General features: G+C 44.7%; 24 protein-coding genes. 7 read left to right on the top strand and 17 right to left on the bottom strand.

Features of this window, described 5'->3' with window-relative positions:
• Nucleotides 1–108: 108 nt before the first annotated feature.
• The 4 genes from GQF63_RS15655 to mutY form a co-directional block, all read right to left on the bottom strand.
• Complete coding sequence (locus tag GQF63_RS15655) at nucleotides 109–687, bottom strand: TetR/AcrR family transcriptional regulator (RefSeq protein WP_160370177.1); 579 nt, start codon at nucleotides 685–687, stop codon at nucleotides 109–111.
• Between the two features lie 70 nt (nucleotides 688–757).
• On the bottom strand, nucleotides 758–1,798 hold the full coding sequence (gene pheS / locus GQF63_RS15660) for a phenylalanine--tRNA ligase subunit alpha (RefSeq protein WP_160370254.1): 1,041 nt from the start codon (nucleotides 1,796–1,798) through the stop codon (nucleotides 758–760).
• A 64-nt stretch (nucleotides 1,799–1,862) separates the two neighbouring features.
• A complete protein-coding gene (locus GQF63_RS15665; RefSeq protein WP_160370178.1) occupies nucleotides 1,863–2,315 on the bottom strand; it encodes a single-stranded DNA-binding protein in 453 nt (150 codons plus the stop codon).
• 14 nt (nucleotides 2,316–2,329) lie between these two features.
• Nucleotides 2,330–3,382: an A/G-specific adenine glycosylase gene (gene mutY / locus GQF63_RS15670; RefSeq protein ID WP_160370179.1), complete on the bottom strand. Its 1,053-nt coding sequence runs from the start codon at nucleotides 3,380–3,382 to the stop codon at nucleotides 2,330–2,332.
• Between the two features lie 129 nt (nucleotides 3,383–3,511).
• On the opposite strand from mutY, the gene GQF63_RS15675 reads away from it, so the two are divergent.
• Complete coding sequence (locus tag GQF63_RS15675; protein WP_160370180.1) at nucleotides 3,512–4,369, top strand: M23 family metallopeptidase; 858 nt, start codon at nucleotides 3,512–3,514, stop codon at nucleotides 4,367–4,369.
• Nucleotides 4,370–4,465: 96 nt separating this feature from the next.
• On the opposite strand, the gene GQF63_RS15680 is transcribed toward GQF63_RS15675, so the two are convergent.
• A complete protein-coding gene (locus GQF63_RS15680) occupies nucleotides 4,466–5,974 on the bottom strand; it encodes a sulfatase family protein (protein WP_160370181.1) in 1,509 nt (502 codons plus the stop codon).
• A gap of 172 nt (nucleotides 5,975–6,146) precedes the next feature.
• Between GQF63_RS15680 and GQF63_RS15685 the strand changes: the two genes are divergently transcribed.
• From GQF63_RS15685 to GQF63_RS15695, 3 genes are read left to right on the top strand one after another with little or no spacing between them, the layout of a single operon-like run.
• Entirely contained in the window at nucleotides 6,147–7,553 is a 1,407-nt protein-coding gene (locus GQF63_RS15685) for a WG repeat-containing protein (protein WP_160370182.1), read from the top strand.
• Entirely contained in the window at nucleotides 7,543–7,992 is a 450-nt protein-coding gene (locus tag GQF63_RS15690; protein WP_160370183.1) for a hypothetical protein, read from the top strand. Before GQF63_RS15685 ends, GQF63_RS15690 begins: the two co-directional genes overlap by 11 nt.
• Before the next feature lie 58 nt (nucleotides 7,993–8,050).
• A complete protein-coding gene (locus tag GQF63_RS15695; protein WP_160370184.1) occupies nucleotides 8,051–9,910 on the top strand; it encodes a M1 family metallopeptidase in 1,860 nt (619 codons plus the stop codon).
• Nucleotides 9,911–9,968: 58 nt separating this feature from the next.
• Here the strand turns inward: GQF63_RS15695 and GQF63_RS15700 are convergent, their stop codons facing one another.
• The 11 genes from GQF63_RS15700 to GQF63_RS15745 all read right to left on the bottom strand — a co-directional run bounded on the left by GQF63_RS15700 (nucleotide 9,969) and on the right by GQF63_RS15745 (nucleotide 20,051).
• The gene (locus GQF63_RS15700; RefSeq protein WP_160370185.1) at nucleotides 9,969–10,532 is read right to left on the bottom strand and encodes a GNAT family N-acetyltransferase; all 564 of its coding nucleotides are present in this window, start codon (nucleotides 10,530–10,532) and stop codon (nucleotides 9,969–9,971) included.
• Between the two features lie 167 nt (nucleotides 10,533–10,699).
• Nucleotides 10,700–11,113 (bottom strand): hypothetical protein, encoded by a 414-nt coding sequence (locus tag GQF63_RS15705; protein WP_160370186.1) that lies wholly within the window; start codon nucleotides 11,111–11,113, stop codon nucleotides 10,700–10,702.
• 120 nt (nucleotides 11,114–11,233) lie between these two features.
• Entirely contained in the window at nucleotides 11,234–11,620 is a 387-nt protein-coding gene (locus GQF63_RS15710; protein WP_160370187.1) for an SGNH/GDSL hydrolase family protein, read from the bottom strand.
• A gap of 6 nt (nucleotides 11,621–11,626) precedes the next feature.
• Nucleotides 11,627–11,959, bottom strand: a complete 333-nt coding sequence (locus tag GQF63_RS15715) for an SGNH/GDSL hydrolase family protein (protein WP_160370188.1) — start codon at nucleotides 11,957–11,959, stop codon at nucleotides 11,627–11,629.
• Complete coding sequence (locus tag GQF63_RS15720) at nucleotides 11,959–14,103, bottom strand: hypothetical protein (RefSeq protein ID WP_212592608.1); 2,145 nt, start codon at nucleotides 14,101–14,103, stop codon at nucleotides 11,959–11,961. The genes GQF63_RS15715 and GQF63_RS15720 overlap by 1 nt, the downstream gene beginning before the upstream one ends.
• Before the next feature lie 494 nt (nucleotides 14,104–14,597).
• Nucleotides 14,598–16,085: a PQQ-dependent sugar dehydrogenase gene (locus GQF63_RS15725; protein ID WP_160370189.1), complete on the bottom strand. Its 1,488-nt coding sequence runs from the start codon at nucleotides 16,083–16,085 to the stop codon at nucleotides 14,598–14,600.
• Entirely contained in the window at nucleotides 16,085–17,185 is a 1,101-nt protein-coding gene (locus GQF63_RS15730) for a plastocyanin/azurin family copper-binding protein (protein WP_160370190.1), read from the bottom strand. Before GQF63_RS15730 ends, GQF63_RS15725 begins: the two co-directional genes overlap by 1 nt.
• A 17-nt stretch (nucleotides 17,186–17,202) precedes the next feature.
• On the bottom strand, nucleotides 17,203–18,591 hold the full coding sequence (locus tag GQF63_RS15735; protein ID WP_246163578.1) for an enolase C-terminal domain-like protein: 1,389 nt from the start codon (nucleotides 18,589–18,591) through the stop codon (nucleotides 17,203–17,205).
• Nucleotides 18,592–18,605: 14 nt separating this feature from the next.
• Nucleotides 18,606–18,758, bottom strand: coding sequence for a hypothetical protein (locus GQF63_RS19690; protein WP_212592609.1), 153 nt, complete (start codon nucleotides 18,756–18,758; stop codon nucleotides 18,606–18,608).
• Nucleotides 18,759–18,867: 109 nt separating this feature from the next.
• Entirely contained in the window at nucleotides 18,868–19,491 is a 624-nt protein-coding gene (locus tag GQF63_RS15740; RefSeq protein ID WP_160370191.1) for an OmpA family protein, read from the bottom strand.
• A gap of 2 nt (nucleotides 19,492–19,493) precedes the next feature.
• Nucleotides 19,494–20,051 (bottom strand): hypothetical protein, encoded by a 558-nt coding sequence (locus tag GQF63_RS15745; RefSeq protein WP_160370192.1) that lies wholly within the window; start codon nucleotides 20,049–20,051, stop codon nucleotides 19,494–19,496.
• Nucleotides 20,052–20,225: 174 nt separating this feature from the next.
• On the opposite strand from GQF63_RS15745, the gene tnaA reads away from it, so the two are divergent.
• The 3 genes from tnaA (at nucleotide 20,226) to GQF63_RS15760 (ending at nucleotide 23,409) form a co-directional block, all read left to right on the top strand.
• Nucleotides 20,226–21,605, top strand: coding sequence for a tryptophanase TnaA (gene tnaA / locus GQF63_RS15750; RefSeq protein WP_160370193.1), 1,380 nt, complete (start codon nucleotides 20,226–20,228; stop codon nucleotides 21,603–21,605).
• A 71-nt stretch (nucleotides 21,606–21,676) separates the two neighbouring features.
• Nucleotides 21,677–22,834, top strand: a complete 1,158-nt coding sequence (locus tag GQF63_RS15755) for an FG-GAP repeat domain-containing protein (protein ID WP_160370194.1) — start codon at nucleotides 21,677–21,679, stop codon at nucleotides 22,832–22,834.
• Between the two features lie 41 nt (nucleotides 22,835–22,875).
• Nucleotides 22,876–23,409: a dihydrofolate reductase family protein gene (locus GQF63_RS15760; RefSeq protein ID WP_160370195.1), complete on the top strand. Its 534-nt coding sequence runs from the start codon at nucleotides 22,876–22,878 to the stop codon at nucleotides 23,407–23,409.
• 21 nt (nucleotides 23,410–23,430) lie between these two features.
• Here GQF63_RS15760 and GQF63_RS15765 read toward each other — a convergent pair whose 3' ends face one another.
• A complete protein-coding gene (locus tag GQF63_RS15765) occupies nucleotides 23,431–24,969 on the bottom strand; it encodes a hypothetical protein (protein WP_160370196.1) in 1,539 nt (512 codons plus the stop codon).
• Between the last annotated feature and the right edge of the window lie 124 nt (nucleotides 24,970–25,093).

Below are 25,093 nucleotides of genomic sequence, written 5' to 3' on the forward strand. Positions count from 1 at the left end.
GTTCAGAATTAAAGCAGCCCCAAAGAAACATTCCAACACCTCACCTAGCGTGAAAGCAAGGTTTCCCAGCACGCTCTCACATCTCCTGTCTCCAATCTCTTATCTAAATTACATTTCCTTCAGCGTCGTTTCTACCAAATAGGGCAGCATATCTTTCTGAAAGGAGATGAAGTTTTTGCGAACATCGGCTTCCGATACAGCGGTAAAGGCGAAGGAAAACACAATATTCTTAGAGCATTTGATCAGGAAGGTAAGTCGTTCTTCCGGAATCATAGAGCCGATGGTTTCATTCTGCATAAAGGAACGCAGCAGGAGGAACTCCAAATCATCGGATAATATTTTAAGGTATTCTTGCGCATTGGCTGACTCCCGGATAAACTCCCAACCCACGAACTCATTACAAACGGTATAAGTTACGCGGCTGACCCGCAGAATCGTATTGGCGAGGAAAGTTGCCAGATCACGCTCATTGACGAGTTTATTTAAGATGTCTTCCACATTTTCCTGAATATAATCCATCAGCACCGCGTGCAGGATCAATTCTTTACTGGCAAAATGCTTATAGAAAGTCGCCTTGGCAATATGGGCGTTTTTGGAAAGTTCGTTTACACTGGTTTTGTTATAGCCATACTTTCTAAATAGATCGCGCGCCGATTTCTTTATTGCTATGACTATTTTATCTTCCATTAATCGTATAAACGTTTATTAATTCCTGCTGCCCGGGCTGGGCAGCAGGCTTAAAATTTCATTTCGATGCTTAGATGATCTCTGTTTCGAACTGCGCTAAGAAGCGAACGTCGTTTTCAGAGAATAAGCGTAAATCGCGGATTTCATACTTTAAGTTTGTTATCCGTTCGATTCCCATTCCGAACGCATATCCGGAATATTTCTTCGAGTCGATACCACAGTTTTCCAAAACATTTGGATCCACCATACCACATCCTAGAATCTCTACCCAGCCAGACTGTTTACACATCTGACATCCGGCACCTTTACAGATGGTACAAGAAATATCCATTTCTGCGGAAGGCTCCGTAAAAGGGAAATAAGAAGGGCGGAATCGCACTTTCGTATCTTCACCGTATAACTCTTTTACAAAGTGATACAGGGTTTGCTTTAAGTCGGCAAAGGAAACTTCCTCATCCACATACAGTCCTTCCACTTGGTGGAAGAAACAGTGCGCACGTGCGGAAATAGCCTCATTACGGTATACACGCCCTGGCATGATTGCACGGAAAGGAGGTTTTCCATTTTCCATCAACCGTACCTGCACCGAGGAGGTATGCGTACGCAATACCACATCGTTTCCTTCTTGTTTTTTCACGAAGAAGGTATCCTGCATATCCCGTGCGGGGTGTTCCGGCGCAAAGTTTAACGCAGAGAAGTTATGCCAATCATCTTCGATATCATTGCCTTCGGCAACAACGAAGCCTAGTTTCTTGAAGATCTCCACAATTTCCTTACGTACTAAGGATAGCGGATGTCTAGAACCTATGGTAAAGCCTGCTCCCGGAAGGGTTAAGTCGCCTTCTTTTACAGACTGTTTTTGATCGGCTTGGCTATTATACCTTGCAGAAGCGTCTTGATAGGTCTGCTCAGCCAATTGTTTAAATTCATTCAACACTTTACCTAAAACACGTTTCTCTTCGGCAGAGACGGTTTTAAACTCTTCGAACAAACTTTTAACAAGGCCTTTGGACACTAAAAACTTCAAGCGGAATGCTTCCACGTCTTGCGCAGAGCTTGGAGCAAAAGCTTCAATCTCTTGGGTATACTGCGTTATTTTATCTTGCAACATGCGCCAAAGATACAGCAAATTTTAAAAAGATTATGATAAGGTTTGGTAAAAAACTAGGTAAATGTTAAAATGGCAAGCCATCATTATCATCATTATTCTCCGTAAAATCTACGGTTTGTTCTTTATCATTGGTAGTATCTGCAGCAGCCCCCGAATTTCCTGCTTGCGGACTTTGCGGTTCAAAATCTGAACGACGACCTAAGAGGTTGAAGCTTTCCGCGACAATCTCGGTGGTATAGCGCCTGATTCCTTCCTTATCTTCATAAGAACGCGTTCTTAATTTTCCTTCGATATAGACGAGTTTCCCTTTGCTGAGGTATTTCACCGCAACATCGGCCAATCCGCGCCACAAGACGATGTTGTGCCATTCGGTTTGTTCAATACGTTTTCCATCTTTACTAAAGGTTTCCGAGGTAGCCAATGGAAAGCTGGCTACGGATACATTTCCTTCTAAATAGCGGATTTCAGGGTCTTTGCCCAAGTGTCCCACTAAGATAACTTTGTTTACTCCAGACATACAATAATTTAGGGTTAGTTAGCAAAAAAATAATGCTCGATGAACGAGCTAATCAGTTTATGCTTAGCTAATTTATCTAAATTTTCTGACAAAAAATAATTCCAATGGCTTTTTTTGGCCAATTCCACGTTCTCAACATCTAATTTATAAAAGCGCGCATAAATATTCTGATGACTAAGCACATGCTTGCGCACATCGCCAATCAAAACCGGTGCAGCATCCTTAAATAAGCCTTGAAATTCCGGCAAATCCTGAATTTCCTGGGCATCCATATGCGCGGCACTCTCAATCATTGGAAACTCATACAGATTGGCCCAGACATCCTCTTCGCCGCGTTGTGACATCAGCACCTGCCCATCCTGCTCGATCAGAAAATAATGGAAATAGCGATCCTTACTCTTCTTGCCTTTCAATTTCTTGGGCAGCTCATCCTGCCGATTTGTTTTATAGGCTTCGCAATCAATCAGCAAGGGACATACCGAACAATCCGGACTTTTAGGCTTGCATTGCAGGGCACCAAAGTCCATAATCGCTTGGTTATATTCTCCCGGATGTTGCCGATCCAACAATTCGTCGGCCAATTGAGAAAAGATCTTTTTACCCGCTGTCGAATTGATCGGTTCCTCAATCCCGAAATAACGGGACAATACGCGAAACACATTCCCGTCCAATACCGCATGGGGCTGGTTCGCCGCGAAGGACGAAATCGCTGCCGCCGTGTATTCCCCTACCCCGGGCAAGCGCAACAAATCCTGAAACTGCGTCGGGAAGTCACCAGAAAATTCCTCCAGCACCAATTTTGAAGCCTTATGCATATTTCTAGCGCGAGAATAGTAGCCCAAGCCTTGCCAAAGCCTTAAAATTCGACCTTCGGAAGCCCTAGCGAAATTTGTTACATTCGGAAATTCCTCCACAAATCGTAAAAAATAAGGCAAGCCTTGCTCCACTCTCGTTTGTTGCAAGATGATTTCGGACAGCCAAATCACGTAAGGATTCTTAGTTTCACGCCATGGTAGAGGCCTTTTGTGGCTTTGGTACCACGCAAGGATACGATCTGAAAACGACATAGTACAAAGATGAAAAATATTCCAAGAAAGCGGTGATCAATCGTTAATGAAATGTTAAATTTTATTTAACTAAACAATGCATGGTTTAAATTAGCAAGTGACTAGCAGTATTTAGAAGAAGTAATTACTATGATTAAACAAAAGACTTCCGTTGTCTTTCTAGATGCCAACGGAAACTCTGATCGCAAGATCCAAATTCCAACTTTTGTCGTTAAAAATTGGAAAAGGATAGTTGTACTAGGCATTTTTGTGATCTGCCTAGCCTGTAGCACCATCGTATACTTGGCCACTAAAAACACCAGTGACCGATACGAAAAGGAACTTACAAAGAAAATTGAAGCGTTAGAGGCTGCGAAGAAGTCTTTAGCTAGCGAAGAAGCCTCGAACCAAATGAGTATGGAGCAACTCCAAAAGTCATTTGACGCTATCGATAGTACGATTAACCAAATTAATGCCAAAATGCGCAAAAGAGGGTTAAAAGACATCGCGCCGAAGATTAAAAACGTGGGGGGACCAGTAGAGGAAGAGGTAGATATCGAAGAATTGACGAAGTTCTACAAAAAAGAACTGAAGAATTTAGACAAAAAGCTGGAAGGCATCCCTTTAGGGATTCCGCACCACGGGAAAATAACATCCCGTTTCGGATACCGTCGCAACCCTTTTACCAACAAAGGACGTGAGATGCACTCCGGAATAGACATCAAAGGACGTATCGGCGAGCCTATTAAAGCGACAGCTGCCGGCAAAGTGACCTTTGCAGGCTACAAAGGCCAGTACGGACGTGTAGTTATTGTTGAACACAGTAACGGATGGGAAACCCGATATGCACATCTTTCCGGTGCGCGCGTTCGCTCAGGACAGCGGGTAGATGCCGGCCAAATTATCGGCACCTTAGGCAGCACAGGTCGTTCCACCGGCCCTCACCTTCATTACGAGCTATTGAGCTACGGAAGAAAGTTGAACCCGGAAAAAACCTTAAGATTTTAAGCGGTTATTGAAAGAATACTAACCACCTATCATAATGTCAATAAAAAACACCACTTGAAGTGGTGTTTTTTATTGACATGATATGCTGTGCTACACTTATTTCTTGGCTTCCAATTCTTTTTGCAGCAAGGTCTTCAGCTCGTTCACTTTCTTCGCGTTTTCTTTGGCAATGTTGTGCTGTTCTCCCCAATCCTTTTTTAGGTTATACAACTGTTCCTCCGGAGAATTCCCCAGCTCTGTATCGGTCAATGGGTTATAAGCTCTGCCCTTGCTCGGTTTAATATATTTCATTTCTCCTTGCAGAATGGAATGGGTGCCAGAAGATTTCACTAAATAATCTCTTCCTTTTTTATCCTTTCCGAGGAAAGCCGCTAGTATTTCTTTACTATCCAAACTCGCAGCGTCCAGGTTCTTGTTTCCAAGCAACTTGGCGAAGCTCGCCAGGAAGTCGATTTGACTCACCAAGGCATCCGATTGCTGCCCTGCTTTCACATTCTTTGGCCAAGACAGGATAAACGGAACGCGAGTTCCGGCCTCAAAAGCAGAATACTTGCCACCCCGCAATCCTCCTTTCGGATCATGCCCATTCAACTCCGTTACGGCGCCATCCACATACCCATCGTCAAGCACGGGCCCATTATCACTGGTAAAAATAACCATGGTATTCTCATATAGCCCGTTATTTTTCAAGGCTTTTACCAATTCGCCTACCGTATGGTCTAATTGCAAAATAGCATCCCCACGATAGCCTAAACCGCTTTTTCCTCTAAATTGAGTAGCCGGCATCCGGGGCACATGCGGTTCGGTAGCATGGTAGCTTATGAAGAAAGGTTTGTCTTTATTTGATTCGATAAAACTGATGGCCTTATCCAAAAAAGTGTAAGTCACTTCCTCGTCGGTCCAGCGTGCTTTTTTACCACCACTCATCCAACCGATGCGGCCAATCCCATTCACAATGGTATTGTTGTGCCCATGGTTAGGCGAGGCTTTCATCTTGAGGAGCTCTGGATTCTCCAAACCCGTTGGCTCATTCCCTATCTTTTGTTGGTAAGAAACCTCAATCGGATCCGATGGATCGGTAGCTACCACCTTATGCCCGTCCAAAAACACCGTAGGCACGCGGTCTGCCGTTGCCGGGAAAATATAAGAATAACCATAGCCCACTTCCAAAAGCCCAGGCTTCACCTCAGCATTCCAATTCTTCTCTACGGCAGTTCCTAGGCCCAGGTGCCACTTTCCGATCATGGCCGTTTGGTATCCCGCTTGTTGAAACAATGCCGGTAGGGTAAGCTGATCCGGAGAAATAATTAAGGCGGCATCCCCCGGCAATACACCGGTTCCGGTTTTGCGGAACGGGTATCTTCCAGTCATCAGCGAGTAGCGCGATGGTGTACAGGTAGCAGCGGTAGCATGGCCATTGGTAAAACGGATTCCTGCTTGCGCCAAGGCATCGATGTTGGGGGTTTTAATTTTCTGCGCCCCATAAGCACTTAGGTCTCCGTAGCCCAAATCATCTACATAAATAAACAATACATTGGGTTTCTCTTGTCCCCATGTCAAGGTAGTCATCAACAATAGAAAACTACAGACGATAGCTCTTTTCATTTTATTGTCTTTAGGTTGTATAATGCAATTTACAGAATTAGCCTGCAAAACTGCGGCTTTACTTAAAGACAAGTTGAAAGCCAGAAACCCCCAATAGTAAAAAAAAATAAGCGATTATCTTTTTTGTAAAATGAAAAAAAACAGGGAAGTTTGCGTCATATTCTTATACAGCATGAAATTAGCTATGGCCTTCCTCTTCTGGGGATTGTGCACTCAAATCGGACTAGGACAACAACAGGTGTTCAAAATTAATTATAGTCTTAAAGTCGAAGAAAATTCGATAACTGCCAAGCGTTTAAACCAAGACAGTATTTCCGCAGAAATTGTAACAAACCTCCTTGCGGGCATGCAGGCCAGCAGCCTCGACATGGAAGCCTATGTTAACGATAGCTATGCCCTAATTTCAGCTAAATTCCCCAACAACGACATTCAATTGCAGCATAAAAAAACAAACAACAGTTACTTGCTATTGCCCCAACATAAGGAATATATCCACAATAGCCCCGAGCAAATCGATCAGCAGGCGGCAGCCTTTCAGATAACCTATATCGCAGATCGAAGCAAAGTAATCGCCGGTGTTCCCTGCAAGCTCGCTATTGTTAAACCTATAGGTGGCGAGGAAATCATTGAAATACAAGTTTGGTATAGCGAGCAAATCCCTGCTTTTTACTGGGATGATTACAGCTACCTCAATCAATTACCCGGCGCTGCCCTGAGTTTGGGTGTCCAAGGCTTACATATTGAAGCCACAGCGATTAGCCAGGTTGAAATCCCGCAATCCCGCTTTGAAATCCCTGCCGACTACAACTTAATTACGGGAGATGAATCGGAGTACACTGAAAATAACGACATCGAACTCGGCGAAGGTTTTGTAGCCTATTACGACAGCACAGCATCTCGCTACGGTTTAATGAAAGAAGGCAAAGTGCTGACCCCTGCCAGCTATTCTTCCATTGGCGAATATATCGATGGTGCCTTTATTGTCAGCAATGAGGAATTCTTAACCGGTATACTAGATGAAAATGCACAGGTACTGGTTCCGCTAACCTACGACATCATCACCTACGATAGCCAACTGAAAGCTTATATCTATTCTAAAGACGAGGCATTCAGCGTCATGGACAAACAGGGGAAACGACTATGGAAAAACAGCTACCCTTGCCTTGCGCCCTTTATCGATCAGTTTGCCATCTATTGCCAGGACGATAAGGTAGGCTTGGTCGATAGCAGCGGTCAAATCGTTGTGCCAGCCAACTATGAATTGATCGGCCAATACAATGCTGAATATTTTATCGTCATCGAACAAGATATCTTCGATCTGTACGATTTAAAAAGCAAGCAAAAGATCTTTGGAGGCTTTAAAACCTTGGCCTTTGCCGAAGAAAAAGACCTGTTTATTGCTTCCAAAGATGCTGAACGCTTTGGTTATGTAGATAAACAAGGGCATACCGTCATCCCATTTAATTATAGCACGGCTTCCCCATTCTATGATGGCAAAGCCATGGTCACGAAATTTGGCACCGATGAGGTCAGCTATATCAATATAAAAGGAGAAACCGTAGCAGCCGATGAGCAGTAACACCGACACCACATCCTATCATATTCACAGCCTGCACCGCGGCAAATTCATCTGGATACTCTTAGGCTCCCTATTCGTATTGGGCTACCTCCTATCCTATGCTGACATCCGGGAAATCGTGAAGATTATTATTTTGCTATTCAGCATTCCTGCAGCCCTATTTGCGGGCGCCAAATTCAGCTATCAAGCGTCTACATGGCATTTCAACGATCAAACCATTCGCATCCAGAAGCCGGGTAAGGATATTGAAATACCCATAGCCGATATTGCCTACATCAAAAACCACATGCGCTCCGGCGGAAACTTATTGGGCATCTACCGCGAGAAAAAATCAACCCCCATTCGCATCTGGCGCAATAAACTCTTCGTTGCCCAAGATGATTTCGACGCCATGCTTCAGCAATTAAAAGCTTTAGGTATCGAAATTATCATGGCCTAAGGCCCTTGTAAGTGCTTCAAATCTTGCTCATGTGCAAACATTTTGTAATTTTGAGCCTATGAACTTGAAATTATCGATAAGCTTTTTATTAGTAAGCCTACTCTCGCTTGCTGCATTTGGACAGCGAAAAGGGTATTGGCAACAAAAGGTAGACTATAGCATGGATATTGATGTCAATGAAAAGACCTTTCAATACGATGGCAAGATGACCTTAAAATACAGCAACCATTCCGGTCAATCCTTAAACAAGGTTTATTTCCACTTGTATTTCAATGCTTTTCAACCAGGCAGCATGATGGATGAACGTTTAAAAACGATTCCAGACCCCGACCGTCGCATGGTGAAACAAGTGAACGGCAAGCCCGAAAGCCGTATTGCCAGCTTAACGCCAGAGCAAATAGGCTATCAAAAGATTAAATCGATCCGCTATAACGGTCAGGAAGCCAGCTTTAAAGTAGATGGCACCATCTTGGAAGTGACGCTGCCAAGCCCGATTCTGGACAACAGCACCGCGACTTTCGACTTGACTTGGACCGCGCAGGTGCCGGAGCAAATCCGCCGTAGCGGCCGTAACTCGGCAGAGGGTGTAGCTTTCTCTATGACCCAATGGTACCCTAAAATGGCACACTTCGACGAGTTTGGCTGGCATTTAGACGAATATGTAGGTCGTGAATTCGTCGCTCCTTTTGGTGATTTCGATGTCACCATCCACATCAATAAGAACTATGTCATCGGTTCGTCCGGCAAGCTGCAAAACCCAAATGAGGTTAAAGGCTATGTAAAAAATGCGAAGGTAAAATCCAAGAACAACAAAGCATCTTGGCATTATAAAGTGTCGAACATCCACGATTTTGCCTGGGCGGCAGACCCTAAATTTGTGGTAGATTCAGCCAAATCAAAAGGCGGCATCACGGTCTATACCGTTTACTTACCTACGGACAAAACCATTGTTGACAATTGGAAAACAGCCTTAACCATGGCGACCGATTTCTTCGACTATACCGGCAAGCATTTCGGCGCCTACCCATGGCCAACCTATACCGTAGTGCAAGGTGGTGATGGCGGTATGGAATATGGTACAGCTACCTTAGTAACCGGAGGACGTAACTTGAAAGGCCTGGTTGGTGTTATTTACCACGAGGCTGCCCATTCCTGGTATCAGCACCTATTCGGCATCAATGAAACTGTTGATGAATGGTTTGATGAAGGATTTACCAGCTATATTGAAGAATTAGCCTACCAAGAGATTTTTGATAGACCCCAAGTTCGGGCCTTAAATCCAATCGGCATGGCCTATAATGCCTATATTAAATTAGCCCTATCGGGCAAAGAAGAGCCAATGAGTTTATTGGCTGATTATTACAACAGCAATTATGCCTATAGCAATGAAGCCTACTCTAAAGGGGCTGTATTTGCCGAGCAATTAGGGTATATTATTGGCAAGGAGAACCTTCAAAAAACATTTCTACGCTTTTATGAGCTGTGGAAATTTAAGCATCCAACGCCCAATGATTTTAAACGCGTAGCCGAAGAGGTTTCAGGCATTAACCTGAAATGGTACTTTAATTTATTCCTAAACACGACACGTCGAATCGATTATGGCATTGCGCAGGTAAAAGACGATCATGTCCTGATTCGCAACAAATCAGATCTCGCTATGCCTTTGGATATACTGGTAGAATACGCGGATGGCAGCAAGGAACTGTTCTATATTCCATTACGCGAGATGCGCGGGGAAAAACCAGCAGAACAAAACTACCCGGTTTACCAAGGGGTGAAACGTACCGTGCTTACCGATTGGTTCTGGACCAGACCGGTATACCGTTTACCATTGAGCAAAAAAGCAAAAGCAGTAACCATCGATCCGACACAACGCCTGGCCGATGTAAACCCGCAAGATAACAGCTATAAGCAATAAGGAGGTGAAATCATCCCCATTGCATAGAAAAGGCCAGTTTTTCAACTGGCCTTTTCTTTTATCCTTGCGGTTTTACCTGCATATGTTCCAAGCGTTTTCCGAGCAAGGTCTTCTCGCCAACCACTTCAAAACCCAATCGATCGTATAAGCGTTTTGCTTTCGGATTATCCTCATCCACCAATAACCCCAATACTTTGCCTTCTTGTTCCACGTAGTTAGCGATCAAAAACTGAAGCACCTGGCTCCCTATTCCCTTTCCTTGTTGATTAGGGCTAACCCCGATACAATCGATATAGTATTCGCCGGCCTGGGTTTCATCCTCCGGATTAAAAGCTACTTGATATTCGGTTTTCAATAAATGAGCAACCGGCGCACGCAAGGCTGCCAAGGCATCACCTGGATACACTAAAGCCGTCGCTACAATCTCATCATCTTCCAAAACCACCCAATTGTTATCGTATGAATATTGGTTTCCTTGTTGGCCCACCAAGGTCTTCATAAAATGTAAAGCCTTATCGTAGTTTCTATCCCCAATAAACAGGTAGGCTATATCTTCCATGGCCAGCAAGAGATGCTTGGCAATTGCTTCATTTTCTTCTACTTTACCCTTCCGTATCTGCATAAACTCAAGAATTTTTTCCAACACAAAGTTAGGCTTAATCCCCGTCCAATGCAACCATCGCCCGGTTAAAGCCGATGAATAGAAAGTTATCGGCCCGATAAAAAGAATACCCAGCCCGATCCTGTTGTTGGGTGAACAGAATGCTGGATAAACTGGGTAAGAAGAATTTATTTTTTCTTTTTCTTCTTCTTTTCCAGGGTATCTATCCGATCCGTGAGGGCATGGATGGTAATCTCTTGCGACTTAATTGTGGTTTGCTGGGCAGCAATTACTTTTTCCAGAGCCTCGATTACCGCATTGGTCGGATCGATTTCATCCAACTTTGAAGGGATGGTCAACGTATGGCCATCCGATTCCTGATGATCGGCTCTAAACATCCCGCCAGCACCATTTAGCAACCATTCCGGATCAATGTCTGAATGTGCTGCCAGAATATTCGCAACGGCATCCGACCCTAAGGCCGAGTTTTTCTGTATGCCTTTAAAGTTCGCATAAGATAAACCCAAGTCTTTAAAAAATTCAATTTTGGAAATGCCTTTTACTTCAGCAATATGAAGTACCCGCTCTTTGATATTACTCATGGTTTAATTGAGATTAGATAGGATAAAATTAAAACTATTTACCAAGAAATAATAAAAAATTTTAGCATTGCTAATTCCTCAAAGGTTAGTAAGTAATTCGGGGATAGTTGATTTTGGGGTTTATTTTGTGGCGCCCTGCAGCCGCCTATTTAATACCGCCGGATAGGTATCTCCGCTCGCTGTTCCCTTCCCTTCCATGAAAGCACCGTAGGTGATGCTGTCGCCGAAACAAAGCAATAGCATCTTGCGCTTCAGCAATTTCATGGCCTTCAGCTGCGCGTAAAAATAATCGCCAATTAGCTGATACCCCGCTGCCGTTGGGTGTACCCCATCATTCGAAGGGCCATTCTGGGCATTGACCAATAAAGACTGGGCCGATTTAAAATCGAGCCCATGTCTACTAAATTCATCGTGCAAAGGAATAAAATACAGCTGTTCCTGCTGCGCAAAACGCTGTATATCCTGGTTTAATGCGTTTATTTTATCATTTGGCGATACGCTAAACAAAGCCCGCTAATGCCGTTGAAAAAGGTACTCCTCCTCCACCGGAAGAATGCTGGCCATAACGATTTTTACCTTCGGGTTCGCTTGGCGAAGCTTGTCAACAATGCCTTTGACATTGCGGAGGTACTGCGCATTGGATAAAAATTTCTTCGAGTTTATCATATCGTTGGTACCGACCATGAGTAAAACCAGGTCGGGGTGAAAGGCATTGACATCCCGGTCTACCCGCGCCAATAAATTCGCGGAGTTATGCCCCGAAATTCCCTTATTGAGCACCGTATAAGATGTTTTACAGGAAAAACAAAGCAGGGCAAAGCCTATCCAACAATAGCGAAACCACATTATTCTTGCATCATTAATTTTACTTTTGCAGGCATATATTTTTCTACCTGCGTATCTTTACTTAAGTCCCAAAAGCTTTGGTCCATGCCGGTCAACACTTGGGTGGCCACAATCCAGCTTTGGGTCCATCCGGAAAGTGTTCCCCACACGCCCCAGCCGGCATCTGCATTCGAGCCCCAATATTCCCATTTATCGTATTCAAAACCACGGAACCAGGCACCATCCAGATCTTTGTATTTATCGCTACGCACCTGAATGCGGATCAAGAAGTCTGACATCTTATCCAGTGCGGCCTTATACTTCGGATTTTTACTGGCATGGTAGGCTTCATTTAATCCAAAATACGCAAAATTCGTCGTATATAACATATCCGCAATCGGATCCCCATTCGTAAAAATCAAGGTTGCTTCCGTATTGCCATAGGCCGCATTCGAACTTGTTTTCCCATATTTCCCTTTATCCTCTGCTCCTAACCATTCCATAATGGCGCCGCTGCTATCTTGATTAGCTAAGATGCTTTCCACCATTTGATCTAACCAAGCCCGATGTTCGGCGGTATCTTCCACGCGTAACAACCAAGCCAATACCAATAGCATTCTGGCGCGTTCTTGCTGCAGGCCATTTGTCCATTCCCATTTATCGGGGTAGGCTGCCATCATCATCCGTATGCCGGTTTTTGTTCTTTCCAATAAAGGCTTGTAGCCTGTTTTATCGTATAGCCATAAGAAGGTGGCCCAGTTCCACGACTCGAAGTGTGGCGCATAATGCTCAATTTCCCGATTAAAGAAATATGGCCAGCCTTTCTCCTGAATAGCCTTATCGCGGATATGCCCTTCGCGGAAGCCAAATTTGCCCGTGGTACGGAAGTTGGCCAGAATGGCTTCAACAATCTTTTCGTCCCATTTATGGGTGTCCATTAAGGAAGCCGCACCAATCATGCCCAATAATGCGCGGGCATTATCATCCCCATAATACACATAAGGATGGGTTACCGACCAACCGATTAAGCCATAGGATGGAGAGTTCGGATCGTTACGCTCTTCCGCGCGCAGGTTGGAATGATCGAACACAAAATCCACCACATTTTTAGCCTTCTGGTCATAAGCTTTGGTGCCCAGGTATTTTCCGGCAGCCGCTAAGGCGAAGCTGGCCTCTCCCTGCACATCGGCACGTAACCAATAGCGGAACTGTTGCGAACCATCAAAGTAAATCTTGGAGGCATGCCCCTCTAATAAACCTAATGAACCATCGCCCACTTTGTAGCTATTCGGCAATTGCGGACCAAAAGGGGTTTCCCCATTGCCTTGAAATTTTTCATATTCCGCTTGCCAACTAGGGTCTACATATAATTTGGCCTTATCAAACCAATCTACACCTAGGCGCACGGCTTCTTTTTTAGCATTTGCAGGTAAGGTTTCATGCTTGCCATAAGCTGGATTTACATAGCTTAACCAACCCTTTAAAGCAAAATCGGGCTTGCCGGAAAGATCCTGTAGAATATGATTCCACACGGCTTTCCAAGCATCATTAGGGCCATAACGACCGGTAGCAAAGCCACTGAGCTTCGTGGTAGCCACATAATTTCCATCCTGCTTAAACAATAAAGGGTATTGCTTCACATCATCAATGCCATATGCTGCGGTATTCAATCCTGCAACCTTTCCTAAAATCAAGAGGGGTTGTGCAGCCTGTGTTTGTAAAAGGTACGTATCATTAATCCCCAAGATGGTTAGTTTGGCTAATGCGGCACCAAAGGCATCCGAGGAAACCACCGCCCGCTCCAGTTCCCCGTGAAATAAAGAGTCCTGTACACTATGCCCGGGAATAAACGAAGGAAACTCCACATAAGCCTTGACATTTTTCTTTTTCAATGCTTCATAAAACGACGCATCCAATGCCAATTTAGCCTTCGGATAGCCATCTGCCATACACAGTAAGATATCGCCCTTTTTTAATTTGCGTAAGGCATCCTTTGCGGTAGATACGCGTTGCAGCTTAACCGCATCCTGCTTTTTCAGCAATTGATACAGGTCATTCTGCTCCTCGCCCAACAAAACCACCCGAATACTGCCCTGCTGGGCAAATAAGGCCGCAAATGGCATTAATAACAACAAAAGAAGGGAAAAATAACGCTTGAGATTCATGTTAAGGTTTCTGTAAGTTTTATAATAATTTAGGTTTCAATCAGCAATTTAAGAATATTTTTTAAAATATAGATATTAATTGTAATATTTTTTAATAACAGAACTTGGGTAGAAATGGTTTGAGATTTGGTAGGAGATGCTGGGGGTTAGGAGCTTTGCAGGACTTTTTTAACGCTTATGATTACCCATTGTATAGCTTAGTGCAAAGGGGTTTGAAAGGGGTGAGAAAGGGAAGTGAAAGGGAAGTGAAATGGGAAAGAGCGGAAGGTGGTGGGAGCGTAGGTGAGTGATGTCATCAGTTTGTCATAGTTTTGTCATCGTGCTGTTATCGTATTGTCATCGTGAGCGGAGTCGAACGACTGGTACGTCAGTAAAACCACAATGCAATCTACCTGATTACCAATTGCTTTACTAAATGTGTTAGGTATGTTTGATTGCACTGACGTACCAGTCGTTCGACTCCGCTCACGATGACAGCACGATGACACCACGTTCTAAAACAACTTTTCCTTCAGCGTATACATATACAGCCTATTTTCCAAACTATCCGTTCGTTTTTTATTAAATACCTGGTTTAACTGAAACTCATAAACAAAGCCGGCGTCCATTTTTTCTAGCTGTAGGCTTAGCTTTTTATTGCTGTTTTTTACATCGGCCTTTTTAATCTTAATCGCTTCTACATCCACCTGAGGTGATCCGTATTTTTGGTGGTAGAGATAGCGGTATCTGCGGATCTGAACGATGCTATCTAGTGGTACCTCGCCAAAATCGGCGATGGCGTTCGTGAAGTTCAGGTCGAAGCCATCTTGCTTCAGGTTCATATCTTGCACATCAAAAGGCACTTTACCGGTAAAGGAGATGCGTTGCACGCCTCTGTCGCCTAGCCAACCATGATCCGACTGCCCTACCCATAAATCGCCGTTCGGCGCAAATGCCAAGCGGTTATTTCCTTTACGTAAGCCTTGTTTCTCGATAAAAATAGTGGCCATCCCTTGCATGTTGCCCTTGATATCTTCTAAAGCCACCCGCACCAAGCGTTCCTTATTCATTTCGCCAATAATAAACTGCCCCTCATAGGCCTTCAATTGCGGATGATCTTTGATGAGGACAGGCTGGGTTGGTGAATTGGCCAATAGATCATGCGGGAAGATAATGGCAGGCTTCTCGCGCATGCTATCCAGCTTTTCGGCACCCAAATCAAAAGGATTCCCCTGGTTCCATCCGGGCGTCCACACTAATCCGGCAGGATGTCCATAAAATTTCCCTTGTTGCACGTGGAATAATGGGCTCGAGCCTACCCAATCGCCTTGGTTCTCCGAAACAAAGAGCCGGCCTTTGGCATCGATGCCTAAACCATTCGGCGAGCGAAAGCCAGACGCAAATGGGGTCACCTGACCATCCTTGCTAATTTTCATGACCCAACCTCGGTAAGGCACGATGGAAAACATGGGCTTCCCTTCTTTTGCGCGTCCAATGCCTAAGGTATCGCCACGCAGTTCCGGGGACACCCCGCCACCAGAAGAACTGGAGTTTAGGGCAATAAATAAATTGCCTTCGGCATCACTCACCGGACCGTAGGTAAACTCGTGGTAATTCCCGGTCATGCCGAAGCCATCGTATACGGTTTCAAAATCATCGGCTTGTCCATCGCCGTCGGTATCCCGAATGCGGGTCAACTCCGGCAGTTGCATCACGAGCATTTCTTTTTCGTTGATGACTTTGAGCCCCAAGGGTTCGTGCAGGCCAGTAGCAAAGAGGCTCCATGCCGCCGTTTTGGGGTTGTATATCATGATTTCGCCACGCATAAAAGCGGCCACTAAACGACCGTCGGGCAAGAAATCTAACGCCGCCACTTCCGCCGTTAGGCCATCGGGCGTTTTGATGGTATCGATGTGAAAAACCTCTTTTTGGTCGCTGCCTGCATCCTGACAAGCAGAAAAGCCGAGTAAAATCAGCAGGAGGTATATAAACTGTCTTTTCATTATGGGTTAAGGCTATAGACTAAAGTAAACTGTTTTCCGGCTTGGGCATCCAGGCTTAACTTTCCGCCGGGCAGGGGCTTTCCTTGGTAAGTAAAAGACCCTGCTCCTTCCAGCTGCGTAGGCTGGAAAGTTAGTGCTTGTTTTAAGTTTGGGATGCGGAAGGCGCGGATAATCTCCTTTCCTTCCGGCGCCAAGCTGATGGTTTCAAACACGTCTTGCCCGGCCAGGCTGTAGCGGAATTCCAAATGACCATCTTTCAATAATTTATAGCCTTTGAATTTAGGTTTCTCCGCATGTGCAGTGCTTCCAATTTGCAGTGTGGGCAGCGCACCTTCGCGGTAGAAGATGTCGCCCAATACTTTCGCCTTGGCATCTTTATGGCCTTTCCAAATGGCGGTAAAATCTAGAAAATCACCGGACCAGATGTAACGCAGCTTGCAATGGGTGGCATCCCAACAGAAGGCAAGCTGATCGCTGAGGCGAACGGCAAAAGCGGCAGGGCTCGCCCCTTCCATATAGGTGCGGTAATAATAGGGAGGTTTTTGCTCGAAAGGATGATCTTGATGGGCATGATGCGCATGGGCATTGGCCGCATTGCTTGGCGGGATGTTCTTATCCTGCGCTAGGCTTGGCATTTTCCCCGATTTATTGACATACATGGCCCCATACATGATATAGCCGTGCCCGGGTAAGGTACATACATACGGATATACCCCCTCTTCTAGGGGCGCCTTAAAGTTCAGGGTTCCTGTTTGCCCGGCATGCAAAATCTTGGTATGCCATAAGATGGCTTTGCTTTCCGGAATATAATCTTTCGCCATGCCTTTAGCCCCCATATTGGTTGCTAAATCGACCACTTCTACCCGTGTTCCGGGTTTTAACAGGAGCAGGTTGTGGTCCATATCATCGTTGTTTTGAAAATGGAGGGTAACCTGCTGCCCCGGTTGCACATGGAAACGGGGGATATCAAATTGTAGACCCGGCAATACGGAGATTTTGATTTCCTTTTTTGCTGCTTGCTCGTCTTTTCCTTGGTTTCTATACCCTTGGCTAAGAACCAGGAGTAGCCCCAAGAGCAGCAGTGCATAATTTTTATTCATAATTTAGGTTTAGCGGGTTAGTCTTTCAGTCCTAAAAAAGCTTTGTAATGGGTAGATACGGTCATCATGCCACCCATCTTTTCAAAGAAGCTGGCATCGAGATGAAACACCCCATCGCGCGCCTGTGTCCAGGAGGCCTCCGGGAATGGGTGCTTCTGCTTCATTGCTTCCCAAGCCACATAATTCATATCGCCATTGGTTTCCATCAGCCCCATGCCCAAGCCTGGGAAAGGCGGCAAGCTGGCGGCAATAATCTTATTCCACTCAATGAGCACCGGATTGACGGTCAGGTCCGAGCATAAGCAAGGGATCTGATGATCATGGGCCACTTTGGCAATTTTTATGGTTTGACTTAAGGTTTTGGCAATTCCTTTTAAGATAAATGCCTTATAGCCTAGTTTTATTTTCTTCAGGGCATCTTGTTCATTGTGTACACTTTCGTCGGCACCGACAATAAGGCCTAAGTCGCCTACATGTTCCGTATTAGCTTCCACAAAGGGCTCTTCATAGAACAAAATCCGGTCGAAAGCGCCAATTTGCTTGGCATAGTCTAAATAGGCCTTTAGGGTTGCTTTCTTTTCATAGCGACCGTTCGCATCCATAGTATAATACATCCTTTTGTTGCTGTTTATCCTTTTTAAGGTCGCATTAATGGTTTCATGGATTTCCTTTAGGCGAACCTGATCCTGTTTCAACATGCTCGCTTGATCGCCGGGGCTACCTGTTTTTAGCTTGAACACAAAATAACCGGCTTCCACGGCTTGCTCAATATCGCTGAGCGGCATGTTGTAGGAAATCTGGAACATGACGGCTACCTTATCGTTCTGATGGCTAAAGGCCGATTTATAGGGCGCGGGAATGAGTTCATGAAAGGTGCTGAGGTTCTTTTGCTTCGCATAGAGCATCCACATGGCATTGTCAACACTCACCAGGGCGTTGAATACAAAATTGATATTGAGCTTAGCTTGTCCCGTTAGGGTTTTTCCTTCTTGGTATAGCCAAGGCAGCAGGGCATCTAAAGCCGCCACGGGGTTTTCGAAGGATTTATCTTTTAACCAAGTTAAAGCGCGGTTGCTTAAGGCAAACATCCAGGCATTGCCATTGGCCTCCGATGTAGAGGCAAAGACATCCGCATCGCCATAAAGCACGCTTTGGGTGGCCAAGCCAACCCCATACTGTCCCTTGGCGCCTTCCAGTAGCACCACGGTTTGCCATAGTTCCGTTAAAAAGGCGCCTTTAAACCCAAAAGGGAAGCGCAGTTTTTCACGTTCAAAATCGGAGCTTACTTTCCGGATAGTCAATTGATCCATCATCATTGTTTTGCTGTTCAGGCTGGGCTGTTGCAGAAGGCCATGCGTTGTGACGCAGAGCAAAGCGCAGCGCTCTATAAATTCTCTTCGATCCATGTTGCTGTTCCTAGCTATGTGTCTAAATTCAGGTCTATCCCCCAAAGGGTAATTCCATTTGGCACATGCCATTGGTTATTATCGGGCTGAAGCTTTATGGTTTGAGGTTTAGATTCCGTTGTTCCTTGCGTTATCCGTTTACGTACACGGTAGGTAAGCGTATGCAAGGCTATTGGGCGGTGTTCTTACATCTGTTTCGGCATAAAGTGTCAGGCTAATAGCCACTAAGCTAAAAGTATAAATCAGAAAATACAAATTTTATCGAAAAATTCCGCCTTACTTACTGATGCTTTGCGAGCCTAAGTATTTGATTTCTACCCTTCTATTTTTGGCTCTACCATCTGGATTATCGGCACCATTGGCCAAGGTATTCTCGGCAACAGGGTCTTTTTCGCCCAAGCCTTGTGTTCGAAAATTATTCGGCAAGCCCTTCGCTAGCAACCAGTCTTTTACGGCATTAGCACGTCTTAAAGACAGTTTTTCGTTATAGGCATCATCGCCTTTGGAATCGGTATAGCCGGTAATTTCTACGGGCTCTTGCCCCAGTTTTTGCAATTGGGCAGCCAAGGCTTCCAAAGCAGGTTCGGCCTCGGGTTTCAGCAGTGCCTTATCAAAATCAAATAATTGATCGGCAGCCAGACTAATCTCGGTGTTTAGGCCACTTTGCCCGGCAGTAAGGCTACTTCCGCCCGCCGTTAAATTGCTATTCCCGGTAGACACCTCGCTCTGTTGGGTATAGAGCGTATCGCTTTGTGTTTCCAAGGCTGTACCGGCACTTGGGCTTTCTTGGGGCTCGGTCGATGCAGTTGCTTTCGTTTCGGCTTGTTTAGCATCCGGCGATTGACAACTAGCCATGCCCAGCGCAAAGCTGAGCATGGATATGGCATATATGTAACGCATGATTATCGGGTTATCGGTAAAGCATCAAAATTTCCATATTTCCCTACCGTCAGGCTGATGGTTTTACTATCGGCAGGCGGTACGGCAAATCTAAAGGTAATGATCAGCATCTCATCGCTGCCCATAAAGCGTAATCTTTTGCCTTCAGAGTTGACTGGTGTGATCATGAAGCGGCCGGAATCATCTTTCAGCAAGCTGTTTTTCTTGGCGGTGGCATCGTCGATAAAATAGATGTCTTCCGCAGGCACATTCAAATCAAGGAGTCTTTTTTCGGGATTTTCTAAAACCAATTCCACATTCAGAATACTACCCACCACAGCGACCTTGGTTACATTTAACACGCCTTTGTCAATCTGTTTACTGGCAATAACATTGCTGAGCTTTGCTGGTACTTCCTTTTTCTCTTCTTGAATAACCACTTGGCTTTCTGTAGGGGCTGTTGTTGCCGTGCTTGTTTCTGTTTCTTCTGCAGCTTCTTTCTGCTCTTGCTTTGCCCCATTGGAACATGCAGCAAATAAAAGGGCAGCCAAACCCATGGACATGATACTTACTCTTTTCATAGTGATGTTATTAAGTTTATTGTTATAGTTAGAATTACAAGCCTTCAATTACTATACCAATTGCCTAATAATAACTTATACGCTATTGCTAACATGGGCTTCCCTTGCGCTAAACTTCCTGCAAGATTTAATTAGTATTTCTTAATTTTAAAGCAGAAATAACCGAAATTAATTATGAGTAACTTACCCTGGGCAGAGCCCTACAAAGTAAAAATGGTAGAAGAAATTTTTAGATCTACCCGCGAGCAAAGAGAACAATGGATAGAAGAAGAAGGTTATAACCTGTTTAACCTGGCCAGTGATCGTGTTTTTATTGACCTGTTGACGGATAGTGGAACAGGCGCCATGTCGGATAAGCAATGGGCAGAAATGATGATGGGCGATGAAAGCTATGCCGGTTCCCAGTCTTACCTTAAACTACGCGAAGTCGTACGCCATACCTTAGGTTTTCCTTATTTCCTGCCCACCCATCAAGGCCGTGCTGCCGAGAATGTGCTGTTCAGTATTTTGGTAAAAGAGGATAATATTGTACCTGGAAACACCCATTTCGATACCACCAAAGGACATATTGAGTTCCGAAAAGCCCATGCCGTCGATTGTACGATTGAGGAGGCTTTCGACATCAATGACCTGCATCCTTTCAAAGGAAATATCGACCTAGCCAAGCTAGAGGACATTTATAAAAGCCATCCAAAAGAACAGATTCCCTTCTGTATGATTACGGTGACCTGTAACTCCTCGGGCGGACAACCCGTATCCATGGAAAATATTAAGGCCGTAAAAGCTTTATCGGATAAATATGATATTCCGGTATTTATCGATGCGGCGCGCTTTGCCGAAAACGCCTATTTTATTAAAGAGCGTGAAGAGGCCTATCGGGATTATAGCATCAAGGAAATCGTGAAAGAGATGTTTTCCTATAGCGATGGCTTTACCATGTCGGCCAAGAAAGATGGTTTGGTGAATATTGGCGGCCTATTGGGGCTACGCGATGAACAGCTCTATCGTAAATGTGGAAACATGGGTATTATCTACGAAGGATTTATTACCTACGGCGGATTAGCAGGGCGTGATTTGGCGGCCTTGGCCCAAGGCTTAATGGAATCTACCGAGCTGCCTTATCTGAAAGCCCGTATAGATCAGGTAGAATACCTGGGCAAAAAATTATTGGAATATGGCATTCCGGTGCAACAACCAATTGGTGGCCATGCGGTATTTGTGGATGCCTTGAACTTCTTACCGAACGTGCCAAGAGCAGAATACCCGGCACAAACCTTAGCCATTGAGCTGTATAAGGAAGCTGGTGTTCGGGGTGTGGAAGTGGGTACCCTATTAGCCGACCGGGATCCGGAAACCCGTCAGGATCGTTTTCCGAAACTGGAATTATTACGCCTGGCGATTCCGCGCAGAACCTATTCCTACAAGCATTTGGACTATGTGGCTGCTGCATTAAAGAATATTTTTGACCGCCGGGAGGAGATTCGCTCCGGACTAGAGATTGTTTGGGAATCGGATATCCTGCGGCACTTTACCATCTTACTGAAGAAGAAATAAGAATTTGATAGACAATGGGATAGCATGACACCTCATGATAGTTAAGCCAAGCCGCTTTTGTATCTTGGAATATGCGCATCCTCTTGTTTATCCTCAGTTTAGGGATTTCCCTAGCCGCCCTCGGACAGCAGCCTCAACAGGCGAAGCCCAAGGGGCCTGTTCAATTCAGTAAGAAGAAGATTTCTTCAGAAACATATGAGTCAGTCGGCGTCTTTGACGTCAATGGCGATGGACAGCTAGACTTGGTATCGGGTGCCTTTTGGTATCAGGGTCCGGGTTTTGTCCGTCGCCATTTTATTATGGAGATTCCCCGCAAGCAGGAATATTGGGACGACTTTGCCACCATCCCAATGGATGTGAACGGCGATGGCAACATGGACTACCTGATGGGTGGATGGTTCGCCGGCACCCTATATTGGGTGGAGAACCCCGGAGAAAAGGGAAACTGGAAACAGCATGCCATCGATAGCACGGGCAATATTGAGACCATCCGCGCCTTTGACCTCGATGGCGACGGACAACTGGAGATTATACCCAATACCCCTCGCAAAGCTTTAAAATATTACAAACTAAACCTCGATGCCCAAGGCAAGGGCAATGGCACATTTACCAGAGTGGATGTAGCGCCCAACCATGGCCACGGCTTGGGTTTTGGGGATATAAACGGCGATAAGCGCATAGATATCGTGTTGGACAATGGCTGGCTGGAAGCCCCGGCAAAACCCGATGGAAAATGGGTATTGCATCAGGATTTCAGCTTTCACGATGCCAGTATTCCAATCCTGGTTCAGGACATTAATCAGGACGGCTTAAACGATCTTATCGTGGGACAAGGACATGGCTACGGTTTGGATTGGTATGAGCAGCAAAAAGATGCGAAAGGGAAAAGAACCTGGAAAAAACATCCGATAGATCCATTTAACTCGCAATATCATACGATGGAATGGCTGGATATCGATGACGATGGCGAAGAAGAATTGATTACCGGGAAACGCTTTCGGGCGCATAATGGTGGGGACCCCGGTGCGAATGACCCCTATGGGCTTTATTATTTTAAATGGAACGGTGCCTCCTTCACGAAGAACATCATTAGCTATGGCCCGATTGGCGAAGGGAAAGGTGCCGGGATTTACTTTTCCGTTGCAGACCTACTCAATACCGGCCGAAAAGATGTTATTGTGGCCGGCAAAGACGGGCTTTATGTGTTTTATAATGAGGGGCAGCAATAGGATTTATATCTTAGGGCTAAATTTCCTTTGTAAATTTACCTATGCGAAAAGTTTATATATACATTGCGTGCAGTTTAGATGGTTTTATTGCCAAGCCTGGAGATAACCTCAGCTTTTTATCCCTAGTGGAAAAAGAAGGTGAAGATTATGGTTATGCGCAGTTTACTGCAGGAATTGACAGCATCATTATTGGTCGAAAAACCTTCGATTATGTGGCTCGTGAAATTGGAACTCAACATTATGACAATGGTGAATGGGACATTTATGTCATCAGTCATAAAGAAAGGGCATCAAAAGGAAGGATTCGCTTTTATTCGGGTGATATTGCAAGTCTCATTGCTACCCTAAGGAGTAAAAACGGCAAAGACATCTATTGTGACGGCGGTGCTGAAATCATCCATGAACTATTAAAAAAAGATTTAATCGATGAACTGATAATCTCCGTTATTCCTGTTTTATTAGGTGAGGGTATACGATTATTTAAAGAAGGGCGGCCGGAACAACACTTGTCATTCCTTTCGGCGAAAACGTTTGACACTGGACTTGTTCAATTGCATTATAAAAGAAATAGATAGTTTAATACAAAAAATTTATTTTTAATTCTTGTAGAACAGAGTCGGCAGGGCGGGTTTCTTCCCTTGCTGTATCGCTTTGATGTAAGGCATATAATCCTTTTTATACCATGCTATATTTACGCGAAAGCGATCTGTCAATCGGCTTTCGAGCTGCTTATGTACTTTCATTGCGGCATCTAACCTATTCTGTTGTACATAATGGTAAATAAACAGGAGGCTGATGCTGTATAAATTATTGAACAATAAGAAATCCTCAATGGGGCCGTCGGCATCAAAAATGGCCACATAAGCTTTATAAGGTTTTGCAAAGAATGCGTCGGGAAACTCTTGATGGATCTTCTTCGGATATTGATCGCTTACTTCACTAATGTAACCTAGCAATTGATCGATAGATTTAGCTATAGTTGCCTCCTTCGCTTTCAGTGGTAGCACCCAAAGCCCTAAAAAATTAAGCTTCTTCTCGATGCTATCGGCATCGACGAATTCAAAAACATTGATACTCAAGGGTACATCTTCTATATTTAGGGATTTTTCCTGCTGTTGCCATTCCAACAGCAAGGGATGTTGCACATATTGTTTGACGGCGATGCTACTTAAGTCGACATAAAATGTCAATTCCAGAAAGAGTCGCATGGCTACGGCTTCCACATTAACATCCCGATAGAACAACCAAACGATGGTATGCCCATCCTCCGGCTTATTATCCGCTAGGAATTGCCATTGTTGTGCTTCTAAGGCGCTAGGCAACTTACTGCGGATGAGCTCAATTTTCTTCGGCAATTCCGCCAATTGCTGTTGCTCTTTTTGGTAAGCGGCAGCGATTTGCTCTACCGTCTTTTTGGGCGACATCAAGAAATCAACCTGCGCCACACGGTCTAATGCTGTACCCTCGCTGATTTCATTAAGGCGACTAGGCACCTCAAACTCAGTATCCTTCTTTTTTATTTTTAGCAGCTCATGTTTGATGAAATGGTCTCGAATACGGTTTAGATCTGCATCGCTAATCCAGTCGTTGAACTGTTTTGGAATGCCTGCTTCTGCATCGAAATCATAGGCTAAAACGCCGTTTAGAAAGGCCAGGTAAATATTATGCATCAAAGCTTTCTCACCCTGCGCCTCGGCAAGGTCTAACATATCTGCAAGCAGATTAGGGATGATTACTTGCTCCGGTGCTTCTGTGGCTTCCGGCCAGGCACCCTCCTTTTTCAGTCTTTCCCACAGCAAACTCCCATAGCTCGGGAAGAAATAACCGTTCTCGGTATAGGCTAAGGAGGATTCTGTTTCTGCATCAGGAATATCAATCCAGTCCTGCTCTTCTAATCCTTCAAAATAAGTGCGGTTTGCCTTATAATCGGGATGCTGTTCAATAGGAAGCTTTTTTAAATAATGGATTTGCTGAAGGTATTTAAACTTCCGCAGCTCGGTATAGCTGGTATCAAATCTCATTTGGAATTGATACAGGTTATAAACAAAATGCCGCTGCTTTGCTTCCGGAAGATTCGATTTCTCCAGTATTCCGATAAGATCTTCAACTAAATTCTCAATGGCATGATAGGACATAGACGCTGCGTATTACTTTACAAATATGGATTTAAATAGAGCTTTCATTTGCTGATAACGTGTATTTTATCTTTGCTTACCCAAATGACGTGAACATTCAAGAATTAGCAAAGCAATTAGGTGC

This window comes from Sphingobacterium humi (assembly GCF_009768885.1).
Classification (GTDB): Bacteria; Bacteroidota; Bacteroidia; order Sphingobacteriales; family Sphingobacteriaceae; genus Sphingobacterium; species Sphingobacterium humi.

Excerpts from the sequence above, each read along its gene's own strand:
- GQF63_RS15655 (WP_160370177.1), bottom strand. The coding sequence starts at position 687 with ATGGAAGATAAAATAGTCATAGCAATAAAGAAATCGGCGCGCGATCTA.
- pheS (WP_160370254.1), bottom strand. The coding sequence starts at position 1,798 with ATGTTGCAAGATAAAATAACGCAGTATACCCAAGAGATTGAAGCTTTT.
- GQF63_RS15665 (WP_160370178.1), bottom strand. The coding sequence starts at position 2,315 with ATGTCTGGAGTAAACAAAGTTATCTTAGTGGGACACTTGGGCAAAGAC.
- mutY (WP_160370179.1), bottom strand. The coding sequence starts at position 3,382 with ATGTCGTTTTCAGATCGTATCCTTGCGTGGTACCAAAGCCACAAAAGG.
- GQF63_RS15675 (WP_160370180.1), top strand. The coding sequence starts at position 3,512 with ATGATTAAACAAAAGACTTCCGTTGTCTTTCTAGATGCCAACGGAAAC.
- GQF63_RS15680 (WP_160370181.1), bottom strand. The coding sequence starts at position 5,974 with ATGAAAAGAGCTATCGTCTGTAGTTTTCTATTGTTGATGACTACCTTG.
- GQF63_RS15685 (WP_160370182.1), top strand. The coding sequence starts at position 6,147 with ATGAAATTAGCTATGGCCTTCCTCTTCTGGGGATTGTGCACTCAAATC.
- GQF63_RS15690 (WP_160370183.1), top strand. The coding sequence starts at position 7,543 with ATGAGCAGTAACACCGACACCACATCCTATCATATTCACAGCCTGCAC.
- GQF63_RS15695 (WP_160370184.1), top strand. The coding sequence starts at position 8,051 with ATGAACTTGAAATTATCGATAAGCTTTTTATTAGTAAGCCTACTCTCG.
- GQF63_RS15700 (WP_160370185.1), bottom strand. The coding sequence starts at position 10,532 with ATGCAGATACGGAAGGGTAAAGTAGAAGAAAATGAAGCAATTGCCAAG.
- GQF63_RS15705 (WP_160370186.1), bottom strand. The coding sequence starts at position 11,113 with ATGAGTAATATCAAAGAGCGGGTACTTCATATTGCTGAAGTAAAAGGC.
- GQF63_RS15715 (WP_160370188.1), bottom strand. The coding sequence starts at position 11,959 with ATGTGGTTTCGCTATTGTTGGATAGGCTTTGCCCTGCTTTGTTTTTCC.
- GQF63_RS15720 (WP_212592608.1), bottom strand. The coding sequence starts at position 14,103 with ATGAATCTCAAGCGTTATTTTTCCCTTCTTTTGTTGTTATTAATGCCA.
- GQF63_RS15725 (WP_160370189.1), bottom strand. The coding sequence starts at position 16,085 with ATGAAAAGACAGTTTATATACCTCCTGCTGATTTTACTCGGCTTTTCT.
- GQF63_RS15730 (WP_160370190.1), bottom strand. The coding sequence starts at position 17,185 with ATGAATAAAAATTATGCACTGCTGCTCTTGGGGCTACTCCTGGTTCTT.
- GQF63_RS15735 (WP_246163578.1), bottom strand. The coding sequence starts at position 18,591 with ATGGATCGAAGAGAATTTATAGAGCGCTGCGCTTTGCTCTGCGTCACA.
- GQF63_RS15740 (WP_160370191.1), bottom strand. The coding sequence starts at position 19,491 with ATGCGTTACATATATGCCATATCCATGCTCAGCTTTGCGCTGGGCATG.
- GQF63_RS15745 (WP_160370192.1), bottom strand. The coding sequence starts at position 20,051 with ATGAAAAGAGTAAGTATCATGTCCATGGGTTTGGCTGCCCTTTTATTT.
- tnaA (WP_160370193.1), top strand. The coding sequence starts at position 20,226 with ATGAGTAACTTACCCTGGGCAGAGCCCTACAAAGTAAAAATGGTAGAA.
- GQF63_RS15755 (WP_160370194.1), top strand. The coding sequence starts at position 21,677 with ATGCGCATCCTCTTGTTTATCCTCAGTTTAGGGATTTCCCTAGCCGCC.
- GQF63_RS15760 (WP_160370195.1), top strand. The coding sequence starts at position 22,876 with ATGCGAAAAGTTTATATATACATTGCGTGCAGTTTAGATGGTTTTATT.
- GQF63_RS15765 (WP_160370196.1), bottom strand. The coding sequence starts at position 24,969 with ATGTCCTATCATGCCATTGAGAATTTAGTTGAAGATCTTATCGGAATA.